We start from the raw sequence: 15,768 nt of genomic DNA, 5'->3' as shown, positions 1-15,768 counted from the left end.
TCTTGTGTCCCTTCGTCAGCTCTTCAGCCCGCGGCATGACCACTGGAGTCATACGCGACCTCGCGCTTCCATCCCCTTGGACGTGCCGTTTTTCCGGCTCGTGGATCGTCGGAGCGCTCGAGGCCTCCGTTATCGATCATTGAATAGTACCGATCCGCGCTTGGCAACCAAGGCGGGGAAAGCTGCGGGCAGTTTTTGCGATCCGGCCGTCGAGGACCCGGAAACCCAGGCAATAAGCGCCTGAAAATTCAAAAGGGGGGAGGGTGGTGGAGCCGAGGGGAATCGAACCCCTGACCTCTGCAGTGCGATTGCAGCGCTCTCCCATCTGAGCTACGGCCCCGAAGGCAATCTATGGGTCGCGGCTGGTTTAGAGACAGCCGCCGAACGTGTCAACAAGCTCGCCATCGCTCGTGCGCTCCAAGGGGTACACTCGGACCCGTCCGGAAGTGCCGGTCGGGAAGCGTCTCAGCACTTGCCCAAGGGGCGATCGCGCGCTTTGCCGGCGGGTCTTCAGGTGCACGGGCTGCGATTGCTGTTGCTGCGCACAGCTCTCCTCAATTTGAGGTCAAACCCTCTACGAGCGCGGCAAATCGACCAAGAAGTGCCGAAAACCCCTATTTTCGTGCTGTTTTTGCTTTCCCATCGTCACTAACATGCGTTATCCGGCTGCCTGCGCGTGAGTCGTGGAGCGCTTTGCGAACCAGCTTCGCGTAGCCGGGCCGAGTGGGCGGGGTAGGAAGTGATCTCACTTCGGCGGGACCCGGCGACGAGCAAAATGCTGGGCGGGAGAACCGCCGGCGCAGCTCGCGAACGCTGCCTGGGCCGACTACGCGGCCGCTCCTGGGGTGGGGCGAGTGAGCGTCTGAAGTCCGGCCAGAAGATGTAGACGGTGCTTTACACACCAAACTTTAGTGGAACCTAGGAGGCACATATGGCGAAAGCGGCGAGCAAGGCAGGAGCGAAGGCGGCACCTGCGAAGGTCGTGACGGTGACGATGCGCGATCTCGGCACGGCACTGGCGGAGGCGCACGAGCTGCCGAAGAAGCAGGGGCTCGAGATGCTGGCCCAGACGGTCGAGATGATCACCAAGCACCTCAAGAAGGGCTCGCGCGTTCGCCTCGCCGGTCTCGGTATTCTCCAGGTGCGCAAGCGCCCCGCCCGCATGGGTCGCAATCCGGCGACGGGCGAAGCCATCAAGATCAAGGCGAGCAAGAAGGTCGCCTTCCGCGCTGCCAAGGAGCTCAAGGAAGCGATCTGAGCTTTCTGGCCCGAGAGCATGAAAAAAGCCGCGGTGACGCGGCTTTTTTTGTTGGCTTATCGCCCGGCGATCCGTACCGGCCGTCGCAGGAATGCCGGTACATTCTCATCGAGGCCGAAGGCCACCGGCTCGCGCTCACGCTCGCGCGGCTCCTGTTTGCGCGGCGCCGCTTCTTCTTTGCGTGATGGAGCTTCGTGGCGCGCGCGGCTCGGCTGCTGCGCTGGCCGCGAGGTATCGCGCTCACCGCGCCCACCCTGTCGGCGGCCCTCACGGCGTTCCTCGCGGTGCCCGTCACGCGGCTCCTCGCTGCGACGGGGATGGGCACGCTCTTCGGCTGGCTGGCGCTGGGGCGCTGATTTGGCTGCGGCGCCAGCGTTTGTGGCAGCAGGGGCGGCTGCATGAGCATCACCGCCGGTCGCTGCTTCGCGCGGCGGCCGCTGCCCGCGCTCGCGGCCACGCTGCTGCGGCCGCTTGTCGCCCGATCCGCGGCGCGCATCACGCCCACCACGATCGGAACTGGCACCACGACGGCCGCGGCCACGGCGCTTCATGCCGTCGGCCATGGTCTCCTCGTCGGGAGCATCGCCGAGCCACTTTGGCTCCTCGTCGGTCAGCTTGGTGATCGCCGACATGGCCTTGATGTCATCGGGCGTTACTATCGTGACCGAATGACCGAGCTTGCCGGCGCGGCCCGTGCGGCCGATGCGATGGACGTAGTCGTCAGCCTGCCAGGGAACATCGTAGTTGAAGACGTGGCTGACGTCGGGAATGTCCAGCCCGCGGGCGGCGACGTCGGAGGCGGCGAGGAGCTGGATGCGCCCCTCGCGGAATGCATCAAGCGTCGCCATACGGGTCGTCTGATCGAGATCGCCGTGGATGGCGCCGGCACTGAAGCCGTGCTTCAGGAGCGACTTCAGCAGGATCGCCACATCGCGCTTGCGATTGCAGAAGATGATGGCGTTCTTGACGTCGAGATCGCGAAGAAGATCGCGCAGGGTGGCGCGCTTTTCGCGGTCATCCATCGTGGCGCAGAACTTGAAGGCCTGGGTGATCGTCTTCGCCGTCGTGGCGGGCCGGGCCACCTCGATGCGCACCGGATCCTTGAGGAACTGATCGACGAGGCGCGTGATCTCGGGCGGCATGGTCGCGGAGAAGAACAGCGTCTGCCGGCGCGGCGGGAGAAGCTTGCAGATCTTCTCGATGTCCGGGATGAAACCCATGTCGAGCATTCGATCGGCTTCGTCGATGACCAGGATCTCGACGCCCATGAGCATGACGCGGCCGCGCGTGAAGTGGTCGAGCAGGCGGCCCGGCGTCGCGATCAGCACGTCGACGCCGCGATCGAGCTTGCGCACCTGGTCGTCCATCGAGACGCCGCCGATCAGCAGGGCGACGGTGAGCTTGTGGTTGATGCCGTACTTCTCGAAGCTCTGCGCGACCTGGGCCGCGAGCTCGCGCGTGGGCGCGAGGATGAGCGAGCGCGGCATTCGCGCCCGGGCGCGCCCGGCCTCTAGGCGCGTGATCATGGGGAGCGTGAACGACGCCGTCTTGCCGGTACCGGTCTGTGCGATCCCGAGCACATCGCGGCCTGTCACGGCAATAGGAATGGCCTGAGCTTGAATAGGCGTCGGCGAGGAATAGCCCGCGGCCTCGATGGCGGCGAGCACTTTGCTGCTGAGCCCGAGCTCAGCAAAGGTCGTGGGCTGCAACAAGAACCTCCGTCACTGCGTTCGGTCACGCCACGGCCTCCCGCGGAGACGGCGGCGTATTCAGATGAGCGCAGGGGGAAGTCGGGCTACTCGTTCAACGAGCTAATCAAACGGTACCGGTGTCGAGAAAAGGGATCAATGAATGCGATCCCCTGCGCCCGACAGGCTGTTCCCTGCCACAAACGCCTGTCCAGAACAAGCAAATTGCTGTCGCAGCAAGCGCTTTTTACTGCTGTTTTTGATCCCTTTGGGTGCGCTGCGAGCCGGCTCGGCCAATATGGCAATTATATTACATATCAGGCGGCTATACGGTGCCGGCCCCTCCGCGCCCGCCTGTTAGCCTAGGTGTGCGGTCGCAGGGGGCGGCGCGGGCATTGCGCTTGCTTTGGAAGTCCAGCAGGTTAGATGTGACCGCCGGTCGTGGACGCCGGTCAGCTTGCCGGCGCAGGTGCGGGAGAGTCCGAATGGATCGCAATCGCCTTTTTGGGGGCAACCCGGTCGCCGTCATCATCCGGCTGGTGGTGATTTCGATCATCGTTGGCGTGGTGCTCTCGGCCCTCAATATCCGACCGGACGAGATCCTCTATCACATTCGCCGTCTCATTCAGCGCATCTCTGACCTCGGCTTCGGGGCCATCGAGACCATATTCGGCTACTTCCTCATCGGCGCCGTGGTCGTCATCCCGATCTGGCTGATCGCCCGCCTGCTCGGCATGTTCCGCAAAGAGGACGACGGCCGCCGTTGAGCGACCCGCCAATGGCTACAGTTATGAGGAGCGCCGTTCGGCAGGCCCGCCTGGGGGAATGCCCAACTCATGCATGAGCACGTGAAGGCCCATGCGGCGGGCGAAACCGTCACGCACGCGAGCCTGCTCAAGATCGCGGTGCCGATCACGCTCTCGAACGCGACGGTGCCGCTCATCGGCTACGTCGATACCGCCGTCATCGGCCAGCTCGGCCAGGCGCACCTGATCGGCGCGGTGGGCATCGGCGGCGTCATCTTCAGCGTCCTCTACTGGACCTTCAGCTTCCTGCGCATGGGGACGACCGGCCTCACCGCACAGGCTTATGGCGCCCGCGATGGGCGCGAGATCGCGGGGCATCTGCTGCGGGCGCTCGGCGTCGCGGTGTTCTTCGGGGTAGTGCTCGTCATCCTGCAGGGGCCGATCGCGAAGACGGCCTTCTGGCTGATCGGCCCTTCACGCGAAGCCGAAGCGGCGGCGCAGACCTATTTCTCGATCCGCATCTGGGCGGCCCCGGCAGGGCTCGTGAATTTCGCCCTGCTCGGCTGGTACATCGGGCTCGGGCGCGCAGGCGTGGCGTTCGTCGTCCAGCTCGTGATCAACGTGCTGAACATGGCGCTGGCGATGCTGTTCGTGCTTTGGCTCGGCGGCGGTGTGGCCGGGGTCGGCTATGCGGCGCTGATCGCGGAGTGCGCCGGCGCGGTTCTGGGGCTTGTGATTGCGCTCCGTATTGCGCGCGAGATGGGAGCGTCCGCGCCGCTCGCCGATGGCCTCGACTGGCTCAAGATGAAGCGCTCGCTCGGCATCAATGCCGATCTTACTGTGCGCGCGGTCGGGCACTACTCCGCGATCATGTTCTTCACGGCGCAGGGAGCAGCTGGTGGCGATGTCATCCTCGCGGCCAACGCGATCCTGATGACGCTGATCAACATCATGGTCTACCTGCTCGATGGCTTCGCCTTTGCGGCGGAGTCGCTCGTCGGGCGCGCGGTCGGCGCGCGGGACAAGCGGTCGTTCTGGCGGGCGGTACTGCTGTCCACCGAGTGGGCGGGTGTGCTCGCGGTGCTGATCGGCGGTGGGCTCTGGTTTGCAGGGCCGGCGATCATCGAGCTCACGGCCAAAAGCGCCGAGGTGCAGCAGGCGGCCGGCACCTATCTCATGTGGGCGGCAATCGCGCCGATGCTCGGTGTGTGGTGCTTTCAGCTCGATGGTATTTTTACGGGCGCGACGCGCACGCGCGACATGCGCAATACCATGGTGTTGAGCCTCATTCCGTTCTTCGCGGTCTGGTGCCTCCTCGCGCCGCACTTCGGCAATCACGGCCTGTGGGCGGCGTTCATGGTGTTCTACGTCGCGCGCGCGTCGTCGTTGCTCGCGTTCATGCCGGCGCTCGTGCGGGCCTCTTTCCCGGAGAAGGTGTGAGCCTCAACCGTCCAGGGGCTTCGCGGCCCATTCGGCGGCGCGCGTGCCCGTGAGCGCCGAAATGTTCGAGAGGCCGCGCGTGCGGCACGTCGCATCGAGGTGCTGCTTGATGCGCCCGATCAAGCTCGGGCCCTCGTAGATGAGGCCGGTATAGAGCTGGAGTAGCGACGCGCCAGCCTCGATCTTCTGAAGTGCGCTCTCGGGACTGTCGATGCCGCCGATCCCGACCAGCGGCACGGTGCCACCCGTCGCCTGATAGACACGCGCCAGCATCGCCGTCGAGCGGTGGAACAGCGGCCGACCGGAGAGGCCGCCGGCTTCCTTCGATGTCGCGTTGTGGGACACGCCCGGGCGCGCCAGCGTGGTATTAGTTGCAGCAATCGCATCGACCTTGTGCGCCATGAGCCGTGTGGCAATCGCCGGCACATCCTCTTCGGCGACGTCTGGCGCGATCTTGACGATGATCGGTCGGCGCGGTTTGCCGGCAGCCATCTGCTGCGCGCGGGCCTCCATCACGCGCCCTAGCAACTCGTCGAGCGCCGCCGGCGCCTGCAGGTCGCGCAGGCCCGGCGTGTTGGGTGAGGAGATGTTCACCGTGAAGTAGCTCGCGACGTCGTAGAACGTGACGATGCCCCTGACGTAGTCGCCCGTGCGGTCGGCCGTATCCTTGTTGGCGCCGATGTTGACGCCGACGATGCCGCCGCGGCGCGATCGCGCCTTGAGACGTGCGAGCGCCGCCTCGTGGCCGCCGTTGTTGAAGCCGAGTCGGTTGATCACGCCGCGCTCGCTGATGAGCCGGAAGACGCGCGGCTTCGGATTGCCGGCCTGTGCGAGCGGCGTCACCGTGCCGATCTCGGCAAAGCCGCAGCCGAGTCCGAGCACCGCGTCCGGCACGCGCGCGTCCTTGTCGAAGCCAGCCGCGACCGCGATCGGGTTGGCGAGCGTCAGGTCGCCGAGGCGGGCGGCGAGCGTCGGCGGATCCTGGCTGCGATCCGCCGGATAGAGCCCCTTCTCGAGCGCTCTGAGCGTCGTCTCGTGCGCGGTCTCGGGATCGAGCGCGAGGAGGGCTGGCCGCGCGAGGTGCATGAGGGCGTTGAGCATCAGGTGAGTTCCGGAGGCAGGATGTGGCGACCGTCAGGTCCAAGCGGCAGGGGCGTTGCTTTCGCAACGGCATCGAGCGTCAGCGGCGCATAGAGGTGCGGGTAGGTGGTGCCACTGGCGGAGATCTCCCACCGCAGTGCGTCTCCCAGCCGATCAGGGTTAATAGCCAGCAGCATTAAGTCCGCCCGGCCTGCAAAGAATTTGGAAGCCGTGCGCGCCACTTGATCCTGCCCGCTGAGATGGACAAATCCGTCCCGCAGATCGTCCGGAGATCCAAAAAACTGCCCAGTTTCATTGAGTTGGCGCCATTCATTCTCAGTACAGATTTTGAAGACGATTATCGGCGCGTCAACCATGGGCTCAAAGATCTCCACCCTTTAACGCCTGCATGGACTACGTGGTGCAGGCTTAGCGGCACAGGTCTTGCTACCTGCGAGACTACCGCAGCCGGTCGAGCTGCGCCGCACTGTCAACGGGCCGAAGTAACGGCAGGCCCTCGTGAAAGTCTACTAGGCGTGCTTGGATGAGCCCCACGTCATCGATCCTGACCCACGCGTGGATCTGGAACGCGATCGACGCGCTTGCGCGCCACAAGGAGCTGTCGCCTTCGGGGCTCGCGCGCCTCGCCGGACTAGACCCCACAGCCTTCAACCCCTCGAAGCGCTTCACGCCCGAAGGTCGCCCGCGCTGGCCGAGCACCGAAAGCATCTCCAAGATCCTGGCCGCGACGAGCTTCACCCTCGATGAGTTCACGGCGCTTGCCGCCGAGGCAGAGCGCGCGCGTCAGGCCCCCATGCCCGCCAATGTGCCGCTCATCGGCCAGATCACCAATGCGACCGTCGGCGGCTGGCACTCCTATGGTACGCCGCTCGCCGAGGGCCTCGACGCGCACGCGAAGCTCGTTGTGGGCGGCGGTGGACCTTTCGCCATCGAGGTCGCGGACGCGAGTCTCGAGCCGGTGTATCGTTGCGGGCTGACGCTCGTCGCGGCCTCGAACGCCGTCGCCAACGCAGGCGACCGCGTTCTCATCAAGCCGCAAGGTGGGCTCGCCGTGCCGCGCCTCCTCGTCGGCAAGACCACGCGCCGCGTCGAGCTTGTCTCTATCCGCGGCGACGGCGAGCCGGTCGAGCTGGACCGCTCGCGCGTCGACTGGATCGCCCGCATTATCTGGTCGAGCGGCGGCTGAGGCCGCGGGCTTACTCACGCGCGCTTCGGCAGCTCCATGCGCACGGCGATGGCCGCGCTCGCCAGCACCGTGATGTCGTTGTTCTCGACATCGGGCACATCGAGGCCGCCCTTCACGACATTGACCGTCACCTGTCCGTGCGGCAGCCGCGCCTTGACCTTGTCCGCGTCCACCAGATCAGGTTTCTGCACGCCGACGGTGACCGTCACCTCCATCTTCTTGGCATCGAGGCCGAGATTGCGGATGAACGAGAGCGAGCTGTGATGGATGGCGTCGTCGACGGCGCGGACCGCGGCCTTCGTGTAGTCGCCACCATGGAGAGAGGCGCCGGCGCCGAGCTCGAGGATGATGCGCTTCGGTTTCATGGGTGATCCTCCCTCTCAGACGTCGAGCGACACGACGACCAGCGCGTGCGCCAGGATCGTGCTGTCGGTGCCGTCGTCATTGGGGATCCTGAGCCCGCCCTCGACGACCTTGACGGTGCCATTGCCATAGGGCGCGACCGCGAGCACGGCGTCCTTGTTCACGCTCTCGGGGTTGGGCACGCCGATGTTGATCTCGAGGTGCATTTCCGAGCGCTCCTTGCCCATGAGCGTCGCGATGCTGAGCGTGTTGCGCCAAAGCGCGTCGCGCACGGCGCGCTCGGCCGCCTTCGTGCTGTCGGCGCCGCGGATGTCGGTGCCCATGCCGATCTCGAGCACCATGCGTTTCAAAGCCATTCGGTGTTTCCTCTCCACTTGTCGTGGGCGCATTTCGTGCTGCAGAAGCGGTGCGCGTCAAGCGGTGTCCGTGCGCGGCGGTCATGCTCGGGGCGCGCGCAGCTTCGGTCAGGTGCGCATGAGCGCGGGCATGCGGCCGGACGGATGCAGGCCCTCGCGCATGACGAGGCGGCGGAGCCAGGGGATCGTGTTGAGTGCATGCAGGCCGGCGCCGCGCACGAGGTGGAGCGGCAGGAAGTCGGAGATGAGTGAGCGATTGAGCGTGTCGACCATGGTCGCGCGGGTCGCGACATCGCCGCGGCGCTCCGTGTCGTAGGCTTTGAGGATGGCATCGCCGCCGATGTCCGCGCCGAGGCTCCGCGCGCGCGTGACGAGCTCGACGAGTGTGGCGATGTCTCTGAGGCCGAGGTTGAGGCCCTGGGCGCCGATCGGCGGGATCACGTGCGCGGCCTCGCCGATGAGCGCGATGCGCCGCGCGCCGAGGCGGTCCGCCGTCATGCGGGTCAGCGGGAAGCTGGCCCTTGGGCCGATGGACGTCACGGCGCCGAGCAGGCCCTGCAGCCGATGATCAAGCGCGTGGATGAAGGCGGGCTCATCCAGCGCCATGAGGCGGCGCGCCTCCTCCGGCGTCTCGACCCAGACGAGGCTCGACTCGAGGCCGGTAAGTGGGACGGTCGTGAGCGGGCCGGCCGGGCGATGGAACTCGCTCGAGATGCCATCGTGCGGGCGCGTATGATGAAAGCGCGTTGCGACGGCGCTTTGCGGATAGGGGCTCGTACTTGCCTCGATGCCGGCTTCGCGCCGGCAGAGCGAGCCGCGTCCGTCCGCGCCGACGATGAGGCGGGCGGAGATCGTGTCGCCGCTGCCGAGTTTGACGGTGACGCCCTTGTCGTCAGATTGAAAATCTGACCCCACCGTGCCCTCCACGAGCTGCAAGCCATCCTGCGCGTGTGCCGCAGCGAGCAGCGCCGTATTGAGCGCGGCATTGTCGATGTTGATGCCGAATTCGGTGAGGCCCAGCTCCCCGGCACGAAAGAGCACTTCGGGCGCCCGCCAGATCCCGCCGGTATCATCAATGAGCCGCAGGCCCGTCATGGGGACCATGGCTGGGCACAGCAGCGCGCCGAGGCCGAGGTTCTTGAGGAGCGCGACGCTGCCGGTAAAGAGCGCCGTCGTGCGCGTGTCGCGGGCCGGATCGATGGCCGGGCCGACCGCGACCGTCGCCATGCCGGCCTGGGCCATGGCGAGGGCGGCGACGAGCCCTGCCGGGCCGGTGCCGACCACCAGGACTTCGCAGTTGTGCTCAAAGTGATGTGTCATTGCGCCATGTTATAGCCGTTTCAGGTCCCAGAATGCGCGCCGAGTGGCCGCGGTCGAACTTGCGCCGTGTCAAAGCGGTCTCGCGACCGACGGTGCGACAGTCCGCGCGGGCCTTTTCGTTTGTCTGGCCCGGGCGGCAGTTTATAACCACTCAAGGATAGCCCCTGCGCGGACGCCTGATAGCCCCTGGGGGGTGGCGGCCGAAGGTGACGAAGGGAAGCGGGATCCCATGGACTACAGCGCACATTTTGCCGAAGCCCTGGCACGGCTGCGGGACGAAGGCCGGTATCGCGTATTTGCCGACATCCGGCGCCGCCGCGGCGCTTTTCCTGCCGCCGAGCGCTTCGGCACCGAGGGGACGCGCGAGATCAAGGTCTGGTGCTCCAATGACTACCTCGGCATGGGCCAGCATCCGGCTGTGCTCGCCGCTATGCATGAGGCGCTCGATACAGCCGGCGCCGGTTCGGGCGGTACACGCAACATTTCCGGGACGACGCACTATCACGTCGAGCTCGAGACGGAGATCGCCGACCTGCACGGCAAGACGGCCGCGCTGCTCTTCACGTCGGCCTTCGTCGCCAATGAGGCCACGCTCTCGACGCTGCAGAAGCTCCTGCCGGGCTGCGTGATCCTCTCGGACGAGAAGAACCACGCCTCCATGATCGCAGGCATCCGCAATGGCGGTGGCCCGAAGCAGATCTGGAAGAATAACGATCTCGCGGATCTGGAGGCCAAGCTCGCAGCGCTCCCGCGCGCGACGCCGAAGATCATCGCTTTCGAGTCCGTCTATTCCATGGACGGCGTGATCGCGCCGATCGGCGCCATCTGCGATCTGGCGGAGAAGTACAACGCGCTTACGTATCTGGATGAAGTCCACGCCGTCGGCATGTACGGCCCGCGCGGCGGCGGCATTGCCGAGCGCGATGGCATCATGCATCGCGTCGACATCATCAACGGCACGCTCGCCAAGGGCTTCGGCGTCATGGGCGGCTACATCGCCGCCTCGGCCGACATCTGCGATGCCATCCGCTCGTATGCGCCGGGCTTCATCTTCACGACCTCGCTGGCGCCGGCCATTGCCGCAGGCGCGTGCGCGAGCATCCGCCATCTCAAGGTGTCCGACGTCGAGCGCACGCGCCATCAGGAGCGCGCCCGCACCGTCAACCGCCGGCTCAAGGCTGCCGGTCTGCCGGTGATGGACAATCCGAGCCACATCGTGCCGGTGCTGGTCGGCGATCCCGTTCACTGCAAGCGGGTCAGCGACACGCTGCTCGATCGCTTTGCCATCTACGTGCAGCCGATCAACTATCCGACCGTGCCGCGCGGCACCGAGCGGCTCCGCATCACGCCGACGCCCGCGCACAGCGATGCCGATATCGACGCGCTCGTCGCTGCGCTCGGTACGCTATGGACGGAGTGCGAGCTTGCCCGCGGCGCCCATGTGGTCGCGGCCTGATTGGCCTGCATCCTGAGCAAATAGCTGCCTTTTCCCCGCCCGCTTGCCCCGGCAGGCGGGTGCGTGCTGTATTGCAGCGCAATGATAGCTGAACGATCGCGAGCACCCATCATGCAAGAAAAGGTTCTGACGCCGCCGGACGGAGTTCACCTCGAGGATATCGAGGTTGGCCGGGTCGTCGAGTTCGGGCGCATCAGCGTCAGCAAGCAGGACATCATCACGTTCGCGCGCGCTTACGATCCTCAGCCCATGCATCTCGACGAGGAAGCGGCCAGGGCGAGCATCGTCGGCGGCCTGTGCGCCTCGGGTTTCCATTCCTGCGCGATCATGATGCGCATGATCGCCGACGGCCTGCTCAAGGACGGCTGGACCTCGCTCGGCTCGCCCGGCATCGATGAATGCAAGTGGCTGAAGCCGCTCTTTCCCGATCAGGTTCTCACCGGGCGCGTCATCTGCACGGAGAAGCGCGCGCTCGCCTCGCGGCCCGAGGTTGGCCTGCTCAAGGTCAAGTTCGAGATGTTGAACCAGGCCGGCGATGTCATCATGATCTGGGACAGCAACCAGCTTCTCAAGGTGCGCAATCCCGGTCCTAAGGTGGAAAGCGGCGGCAAAGGAGAGCGTCCGCCGCCACTCGAGAGCGTGTGGGATGGCCCTCAGGGCGCGGCACCTGATCCGACGCGCAATTTCTTCGAGGACCGCCAGATCGGCGAAATCTACGATCTTGGCTCGCATACCTTCACCAAGGACGAGATCATCGCCTTCGCGAAGCAGTTCGATCCACAGCCCTTCCATCTCGATGAGGAGGCGGGCCGCAAGTCACTGTTCGGTGGGCTATGCGCTTCCGGCTGGCACACTGCGGCAATATGGATCCGCCAGTTCGTGGCCTATAGGCAGAAGATCGAGCGGGAAATTCGCGAGGCGGGCGCCCCCGTCGCCCGCTATGGCCCTTCGCCGGGCTTCAGGAATCTGCGCTGGTTGAAGCCCGTTTATCCGGGCGACACACTGACGTTCCGCGGTCGGACGGCGGCCAAGATTGATCTCAAATCGCGCCCCGACCGTGGTATCCTCCAGACGGACTCGCAGGCCCGCAATCAGCGGGGCGAGATCGTGTTCAACATCCGCGGGCAGATTCTGGCGGAGCGGCGGGAGCCGTTCAAGCCCTGAGCGGAAAGGGTGCGAGGCCCGTTGCGTATGCCACGCTTCGGCCACGGAGGCGATTGAGACTGCCGTCAGGTTGGCGAATCGGCCCGTATGCCCCATATGAACAAGAGCCGTTTTGAGTGGGTATCGATGCCGATGCGCGAGCAAACGAGGGGCGTCACCATGGCAAGCTCGAAACTGATTGCCGGGCGCAGCCGGCTGGCTGCTGCTGCGATTGGATCCGGTTTCGCGATGGTCCTTGGGGCTTGGCTTTGGGGCTTTGCCAGCCCTGACCAGTTGCTCGAGCGCAGCTATGCCCGCGTTACCCCGCAAGGCACGATATTCCTCGACGATGCCGGCAGCACGACACCGCCGCTGCCGGTGACGCAGGTGGCCCTGCCCGTGACGCCGCCAAACCAGCAGCCCGCGCTCGTCGTCGATGGCGAGCCGGTGCCCACAGGCGTCCTCAGCGAACCGCTGGTGGCGGGTGAGCGCGTGGAGTTCCGCGGTGCAGATGCCAAGACCCGCACGGTCGAGGTGCAGAGCGTCGCCGAGATGGGCGCGCCGGTCGCCGGCATGCCCGGCGTGCGACTGCAACTCGTCACCGCGCGCACGCTCGACAAGCCGCGTCCGCAGATGCTGCGGCTGATCTTTGCCGTCCGCGAGGCACCTCCTGCGAAGCCAGTACCGGTCGCGACCCCGGTAGCGGACAAGGTACTCTGAGCGCGGCAAGGGCACGACCCGCTCAGGAGCAGATATCCCAATGCTGCGGTTGAGACACTTCGCGCTGTGCCCTTTCTCGCGCTCAATCAGGCTCGCGCTCCAGGAGCTCAATCTGCCGCACGAGCTCGTCTCGGAAAGTGCCGACGCGGCCGTGCCGGGCGCTCGCGGGCTCGCGCTGCCGGCGGACTTGCCGCTTCTGGAGCTCGAGGAGGGGGGCGTTGTCGCGGGCGCCTATGCCATCAGCGAGTATCTCGACGAGCTGGTCGCACGCGGCGTGCTCGATGCCCGTAGTCCCCGGCTCTTTCCAGGCCCGAGCGAAGATCGCGCCGAGGCCCGCCGCCTCGTCGACTGGTTTCATCGCCGGCTCGACCGCGAGATCACGCAGCCGCTGCTCGCCGCCAAGGCCTGGCCACGGCTTGCTTCGGCGCCGCCGACCGGCGCGCCGAGCTCGAGCGGCCTCAGGGCAGCGCACACGAAGCTGCGCCTGCATCTCGACTATATGGGCTATCTCGCCGATACGCGCCGCTGGCTCGCCGGCGACACCTTGAGCTTTGCGGATCTTGCGGCCGCAGCGCACCTCTCGACCCTCGACTACCTCGCCGAAATTCCCTGGGAGGAGGCCCAAAGTGCCAAGGACTGGTACGCGCGGGTGAAATCGCGGCCGTCATTCCGCCCGCTGCTGGCCGATCGCATGACCGCTCTGCCGCCGCCCGCTCACTACGCGGATCTGGATTTCTGAGCGCTGTTCCAGGGCTCTGGGCTCCATTGGCCACCTTCGTGGCGGGGGCGCCACCCCAATAGGGGGCTGAAGGCGCTTTTCCCGGCCGGGTCTTGCCAACGGGGCATCCCCCATGCGACCACCCTCGCCACGGGCGCGACCCGAGATTCGGCCGGCCTGCGCCGCCGCTCTTCGCATGTGATGCGTCACACCAGTCCCGATACCCGAACGATCGGAGCCATACGCAATGGCATCCTCACGTGACCTGTTTGCTAAGCTCGAGGCCGAGTTGACCGATAAACCTCTGCGCGCCCGCAAGAACGGCGATGCGTCCGACGACTATGGCGCCGATCTCATCGAAGTCCTCGAAGGCCTGGAGCCCGTCCGCCGCCGCCCCGGCATGTACATCGGCGGCACCGACGAGAAGGCATTGCACCATCTCTTCGCCGAGGTGATCGACAACTCCATGGACGAGGCCGTGGCCGGCCACGCCACCTGGATCGAGGTGCGCCTCGATGCGGATGGCTTCTTGACCGTCAACGACAACGGCCGCGGCATCCCGATCGACCCGCATCCGAAGTTCAAGAACAAGTCCGCCCTCGAAGTCGTCATGTGCACGCTGCACGCAGGCGGCAAGTTCGACAGCAAGGCCTACCAGACCTCGGGCGGCCTGCACGGCGTCGGTGTCTCGGTCGTCAATGCGCTCTCGGACCACCTCGAGGTCGAGGTAGCGCGCGGCCAGCAGCTCTATCGCATGATCTTCAGCCGCGGCATTCCGCAAACGAAGCTCGAGAAGCTCGGCCAGACCATGAACCGGCGCGGGACCAAGACCCGCTTCCATCCGGACGAGCAGATCTTCGGCAAGGGCGCGACCTTCAAGCCGGCGCGGCTCCTCAAGATGGCGCGCTCGAAGGCGTACCTCTTCGGCGGCGTCGAGATCCGCTGGTCGTGCGATCCTTCGCTCATCAAGGATGACACGCCGGCCGAGGCGACGTTCCATTTCCCCGGCGGCCTCAAGGACTATCTGACCACCTCGATCGAGGGCCAGACGCGCGTCACCAAGGACATCTTCGCCGGCCGTATCGAGAAGAAGGAAGGGCACGGCTCCGTCGAATGGGCCATGTGCTGGGTCAGCGACGAGGACGGCTTCCTGCACTCCTACTGCAATACTGTTCCGACGCCTGAAGGCGGCACGCACGAGCAGGGCCTGCGCAATGCGTTGACGAAGGGCCTGCGTGCCTACGGCGAGCTCACCGGCAGCAAAAAGGCAGGGCAGATCACGGCCGAGGACGTTCTCGGCACGTCCTCCGGTATGCTCTCCGTCTTCATTCGCGAGCCCGAGTTCCAGGGCCAGACCAAGGACCGCCTCGCGACGCAGGAAGCGGCACGCATCGTCGAGAGCGCCGTCCGCGATGCCTTCGACCACTGGCTCGCCGACAGCCCGCAGCAGGCGACGCGTCTCCTCGAGTGGACCATCGACCAGGCCGAGGATCGCCTCAAGCGCCGCCGCGAGAAGGAGATCGGACGCCAGAACGCGACGCGCAAGCTGCGCCTTCCCGGCAAGCTGATCGATTGCGCCAACACGAGCGGCGACACGGAGATCTTCCTCGTCGAGGGCGATTCGGCCGGCGGCTCGGCCAAGCAGGCGCGCAATCCCAAGACGCAGGCCGTGCTGCCTTTGCGCGGCAAGATCCTCAACGTCGCGAACGCGACGAGCTCCAAGCTCGCGCAGAACCAGCTCCTGACCGATCTGATCACGGCGCTGGGCGTCGGCACAGGCACGAAGTACCGCGACGAGGATCTGCGCTATGACCGCGTGATCGTCATGACGGACGCCGACGTCGACGGCGCGCACATTGCCTCGCTGCTCATCACGTTCTTCTATCAGGAGATGCCGGAGCTGGTTGCGAACGGCCATCTCCATCTCGCGGTGCCGCCGCTCTACCGCCTGACCCAGGGCGGCAAGGTGGTTTACGCTCGCGACGACCGCCACAAGGACCAGCTCATGGAGAGCGAGTTCAAGGGCCGCGGCAAGGTGGATATCACCCGCTTCAAAGGTCTGGGTGAGATGGACTTCAAGGATCTCAAGGTCACGACCATGGATCCGGCGAAGCGCATTCTGCTCCGGGTCGAGGTGGTCGAGGACGAGAAGCCGGCCGTGTCCGACGCCGTGAACGCGCTCATGGGCTCGAAGCCGGAGCTGCGCTTCCGCTTCATCCAGGAGCGGGCGGCTTTCGCCAAGGACCTCGATATTTGAGGCCTGAGGTGTAAAG

At 65.9% G+C, this 15,768-nt stretch carries 15 protein-coding genes and 1 tRNA gene; 9 read left to right on the top strand and 7 right to left on the bottom strand.

Features of this window, described 5'->3' with window-relative positions:
* Window positions 1-264: 264 nt before the first annotated feature.
* A tRNA-Ala gene (locus tag CS1BSM3_RS03370) sits at window positions 265-340 on the bottom strand.
* A 591-nt stretch (window positions 341-931) separates the two neighbouring features.
* Between CS1BSM3_RS03370 and CS1BSM3_RS03365 the strand changes: the two genes are divergently transcribed.
* Entirely contained in the window at window positions 932-1,258 is a 327-nt protein-coding gene (locus CS1BSM3_RS03365; RefSeq protein ID WP_072385545.1) for an HU family DNA-binding protein, read from the top strand.
* 56 nt (window positions 1,259-1,314) lie between these two features.
* Here CS1BSM3_RS03365 and CS1BSM3_RS03360 read toward each other — a convergent pair whose 3' ends face one another.
* A complete protein-coding gene (locus CS1BSM3_RS03360; protein WP_072385544.1) occupies window positions 1,315-2,967 on the bottom strand; it encodes a DEAD/DEAH box helicase in 1,653 nt (550 codons plus the stop codon).
* A gap of 464 nt (window positions 2,968-3,431) precedes the next feature.
* Here CS1BSM3_RS03360 and CS1BSM3_RS03355 point away from each other — a divergent pair, with 464 nt between their 5' ends.
* Window positions 3,432-3,713 carry a DUF6460 domain-containing protein gene (locus CS1BSM3_RS03355; RefSeq protein ID WP_072385543.1) on the top strand — a complete coding sequence of 94 codons (282 nt, stop codon included), beginning with the start codon at window positions 3,432-3,434 and terminating at the stop codon, window positions 3,711-3,713.
* A 69-nt stretch (window positions 3,714-3,782) separates the two neighbouring features.
* Entirely contained in the window at window positions 3,783-5,132 is a 1,350-nt protein-coding gene (locus CS1BSM3_RS03350; protein ID WP_072385542.1) for an MATE family efflux transporter, read from the top strand.
* Window positions 5,133-5,135: 3 nt separating this feature from the next.
* On the opposite strand, the gene CS1BSM3_RS03345 is transcribed toward CS1BSM3_RS03350, so the two are convergent.
* Window positions 5,136-6,233, bottom strand: coding sequence for a quinone-dependent dihydroorotate dehydrogenase (locus CS1BSM3_RS03345; protein WP_072385541.1), 1,098 nt, complete (start codon window positions 6,231-6,233; stop codon window positions 5,136-5,138).
* On the bottom strand, window positions 6,233-6,589 hold the full coding sequence (locus CS1BSM3_RS03340) for a DUF952 domain-containing protein (protein ID WP_072385540.1): 357 nt from the start codon (window positions 6,587-6,589) through the stop codon (window positions 6,233-6,235). The genes CS1BSM3_RS03345 and CS1BSM3_RS03340 overlap by 1 nt, the downstream gene beginning before the upstream one ends.
* Window positions 6,590-6,756: 167 nt before the next feature.
* Here CS1BSM3_RS03340 and CS1BSM3_RS03335 point away from each other — a divergent pair, with 167 nt between their 5' ends.
* Window positions 6,757-7,419 carry a S24 family peptidase gene (locus tag CS1BSM3_RS03335; RefSeq protein ID WP_083528201.1) on the top strand — a complete coding sequence of 221 codons (663 nt, stop codon included), beginning with the start codon at window positions 6,757-6,759 and terminating at the stop codon, window positions 7,417-7,419.
* 14 nt (window positions 7,420-7,433) lie between these two features.
* Here CS1BSM3_RS03335 and CS1BSM3_RS03330 read toward each other — a convergent pair whose 3' ends face one another.
* The 3 genes from CS1BSM3_RS03330 to CS1BSM3_RS03320 all read right to left on the bottom strand — a co-directional run bounded on the left by CS1BSM3_RS03330 (window position 7,434) and on the right by CS1BSM3_RS03320 (window position 9,458).
* Window positions 7,434-7,784: a Lin0512 family protein gene (locus CS1BSM3_RS03330; protein WP_072385539.1), complete on the bottom strand. Its 351-nt coding sequence runs from the start codon at window positions 7,782-7,784 to the stop codon at window positions 7,434-7,436.
* Window positions 7,785-7,799: 15 nt separating this feature from the next.
* Window positions 7,800-8,138, bottom strand: coding sequence for a Lin0512 family protein (locus tag CS1BSM3_RS03325; protein ID WP_072385538.1), 339 nt, complete (start codon window positions 8,136-8,138; stop codon window positions 7,800-7,802).
* Between the two features lie 108 nt (window positions 8,139-8,246).
* Window positions 8,247-9,458: an FAD-dependent monooxygenase gene (locus CS1BSM3_RS03320; RefSeq protein WP_072385537.1), complete on the bottom strand. Its 1,212-nt coding sequence runs from the start codon at window positions 9,456-9,458 to the stop codon at window positions 8,247-8,249.
* 229 nt (window positions 9,459-9,687) lie between these two features.
* On the opposite strand from CS1BSM3_RS03320, the gene hemA reads away from it, so the two are divergent.
* The 5 genes from hemA (at window position 9,688) to parE (ending at window position 15,752) form a co-directional block, all read left to right on the top strand.
* Window positions 9,688-10,914, top strand: a complete 1,227-nt coding sequence (gene hemA, locus CS1BSM3_RS03315; protein WP_072385536.1) for a 5-aminolevulinate synthase — start codon at window positions 9,688-9,690, stop codon at window positions 10,912-10,914.
* A 111-nt stretch (window positions 10,915-11,025) separates the two neighbouring features.
* The gene (locus CS1BSM3_RS03310; protein ID WP_072385535.1) at window positions 11,026-12,078 is read left to right on the top strand and encodes a MaoC family dehydratase; all 1,053 of its coding nucleotides are present in this window, start codon (window positions 11,026-11,028) and stop codon (window positions 12,076-12,078) included.
* A 159-nt stretch (window positions 12,079-12,237) separates the two neighbouring features.
* Window positions 12,238-12,777 (top strand): hypothetical protein, encoded by a 540-nt coding sequence (locus CS1BSM3_RS03305; RefSeq protein WP_143149056.1) that lies wholly within the window; start codon window positions 12,238-12,240, stop codon window positions 12,775-12,777.
* A gap of 40 nt (window positions 12,778-12,817) precedes the next feature.
* Window positions 12,818-13,516 carry a glutathione S-transferase family protein gene (locus tag CS1BSM3_RS03300; RefSeq protein ID WP_072385533.1) on the top strand — a complete coding sequence of 233 codons (699 nt, stop codon included), beginning with the start codon at window positions 12,818-12,820 and terminating at the stop codon, window positions 13,514-13,516.
* 226 nt (window positions 13,517-13,742) lie between these two features.
* Window positions 13,743-15,752 (top strand): DNA topoisomerase IV subunit B, encoded by a 2,010-nt coding sequence (gene parE / locus CS1BSM3_RS03295; RefSeq protein ID WP_072385532.1) that lies wholly within the window; start codon window positions 13,743-13,745, stop codon window positions 15,750-15,752.
* Window positions 15,753-15,768 lie beyond the last annotated feature (16 nt).

The sequence above is a fragment of the Hyphomicrobium sp. CS1BSMeth3 genome, from assembly GCF_900117415.1.
In the GTDB taxonomy this organism is placed as follows: Bacteria; Pseudomonadota; Alphaproteobacteria; order Rhizobiales; family Hyphomicrobiaceae.
The sequence above is the reverse complement of the archived record's forward strand: the minus strand, read 5'-3'. Positions and strand labels throughout refer to the sequence as shown.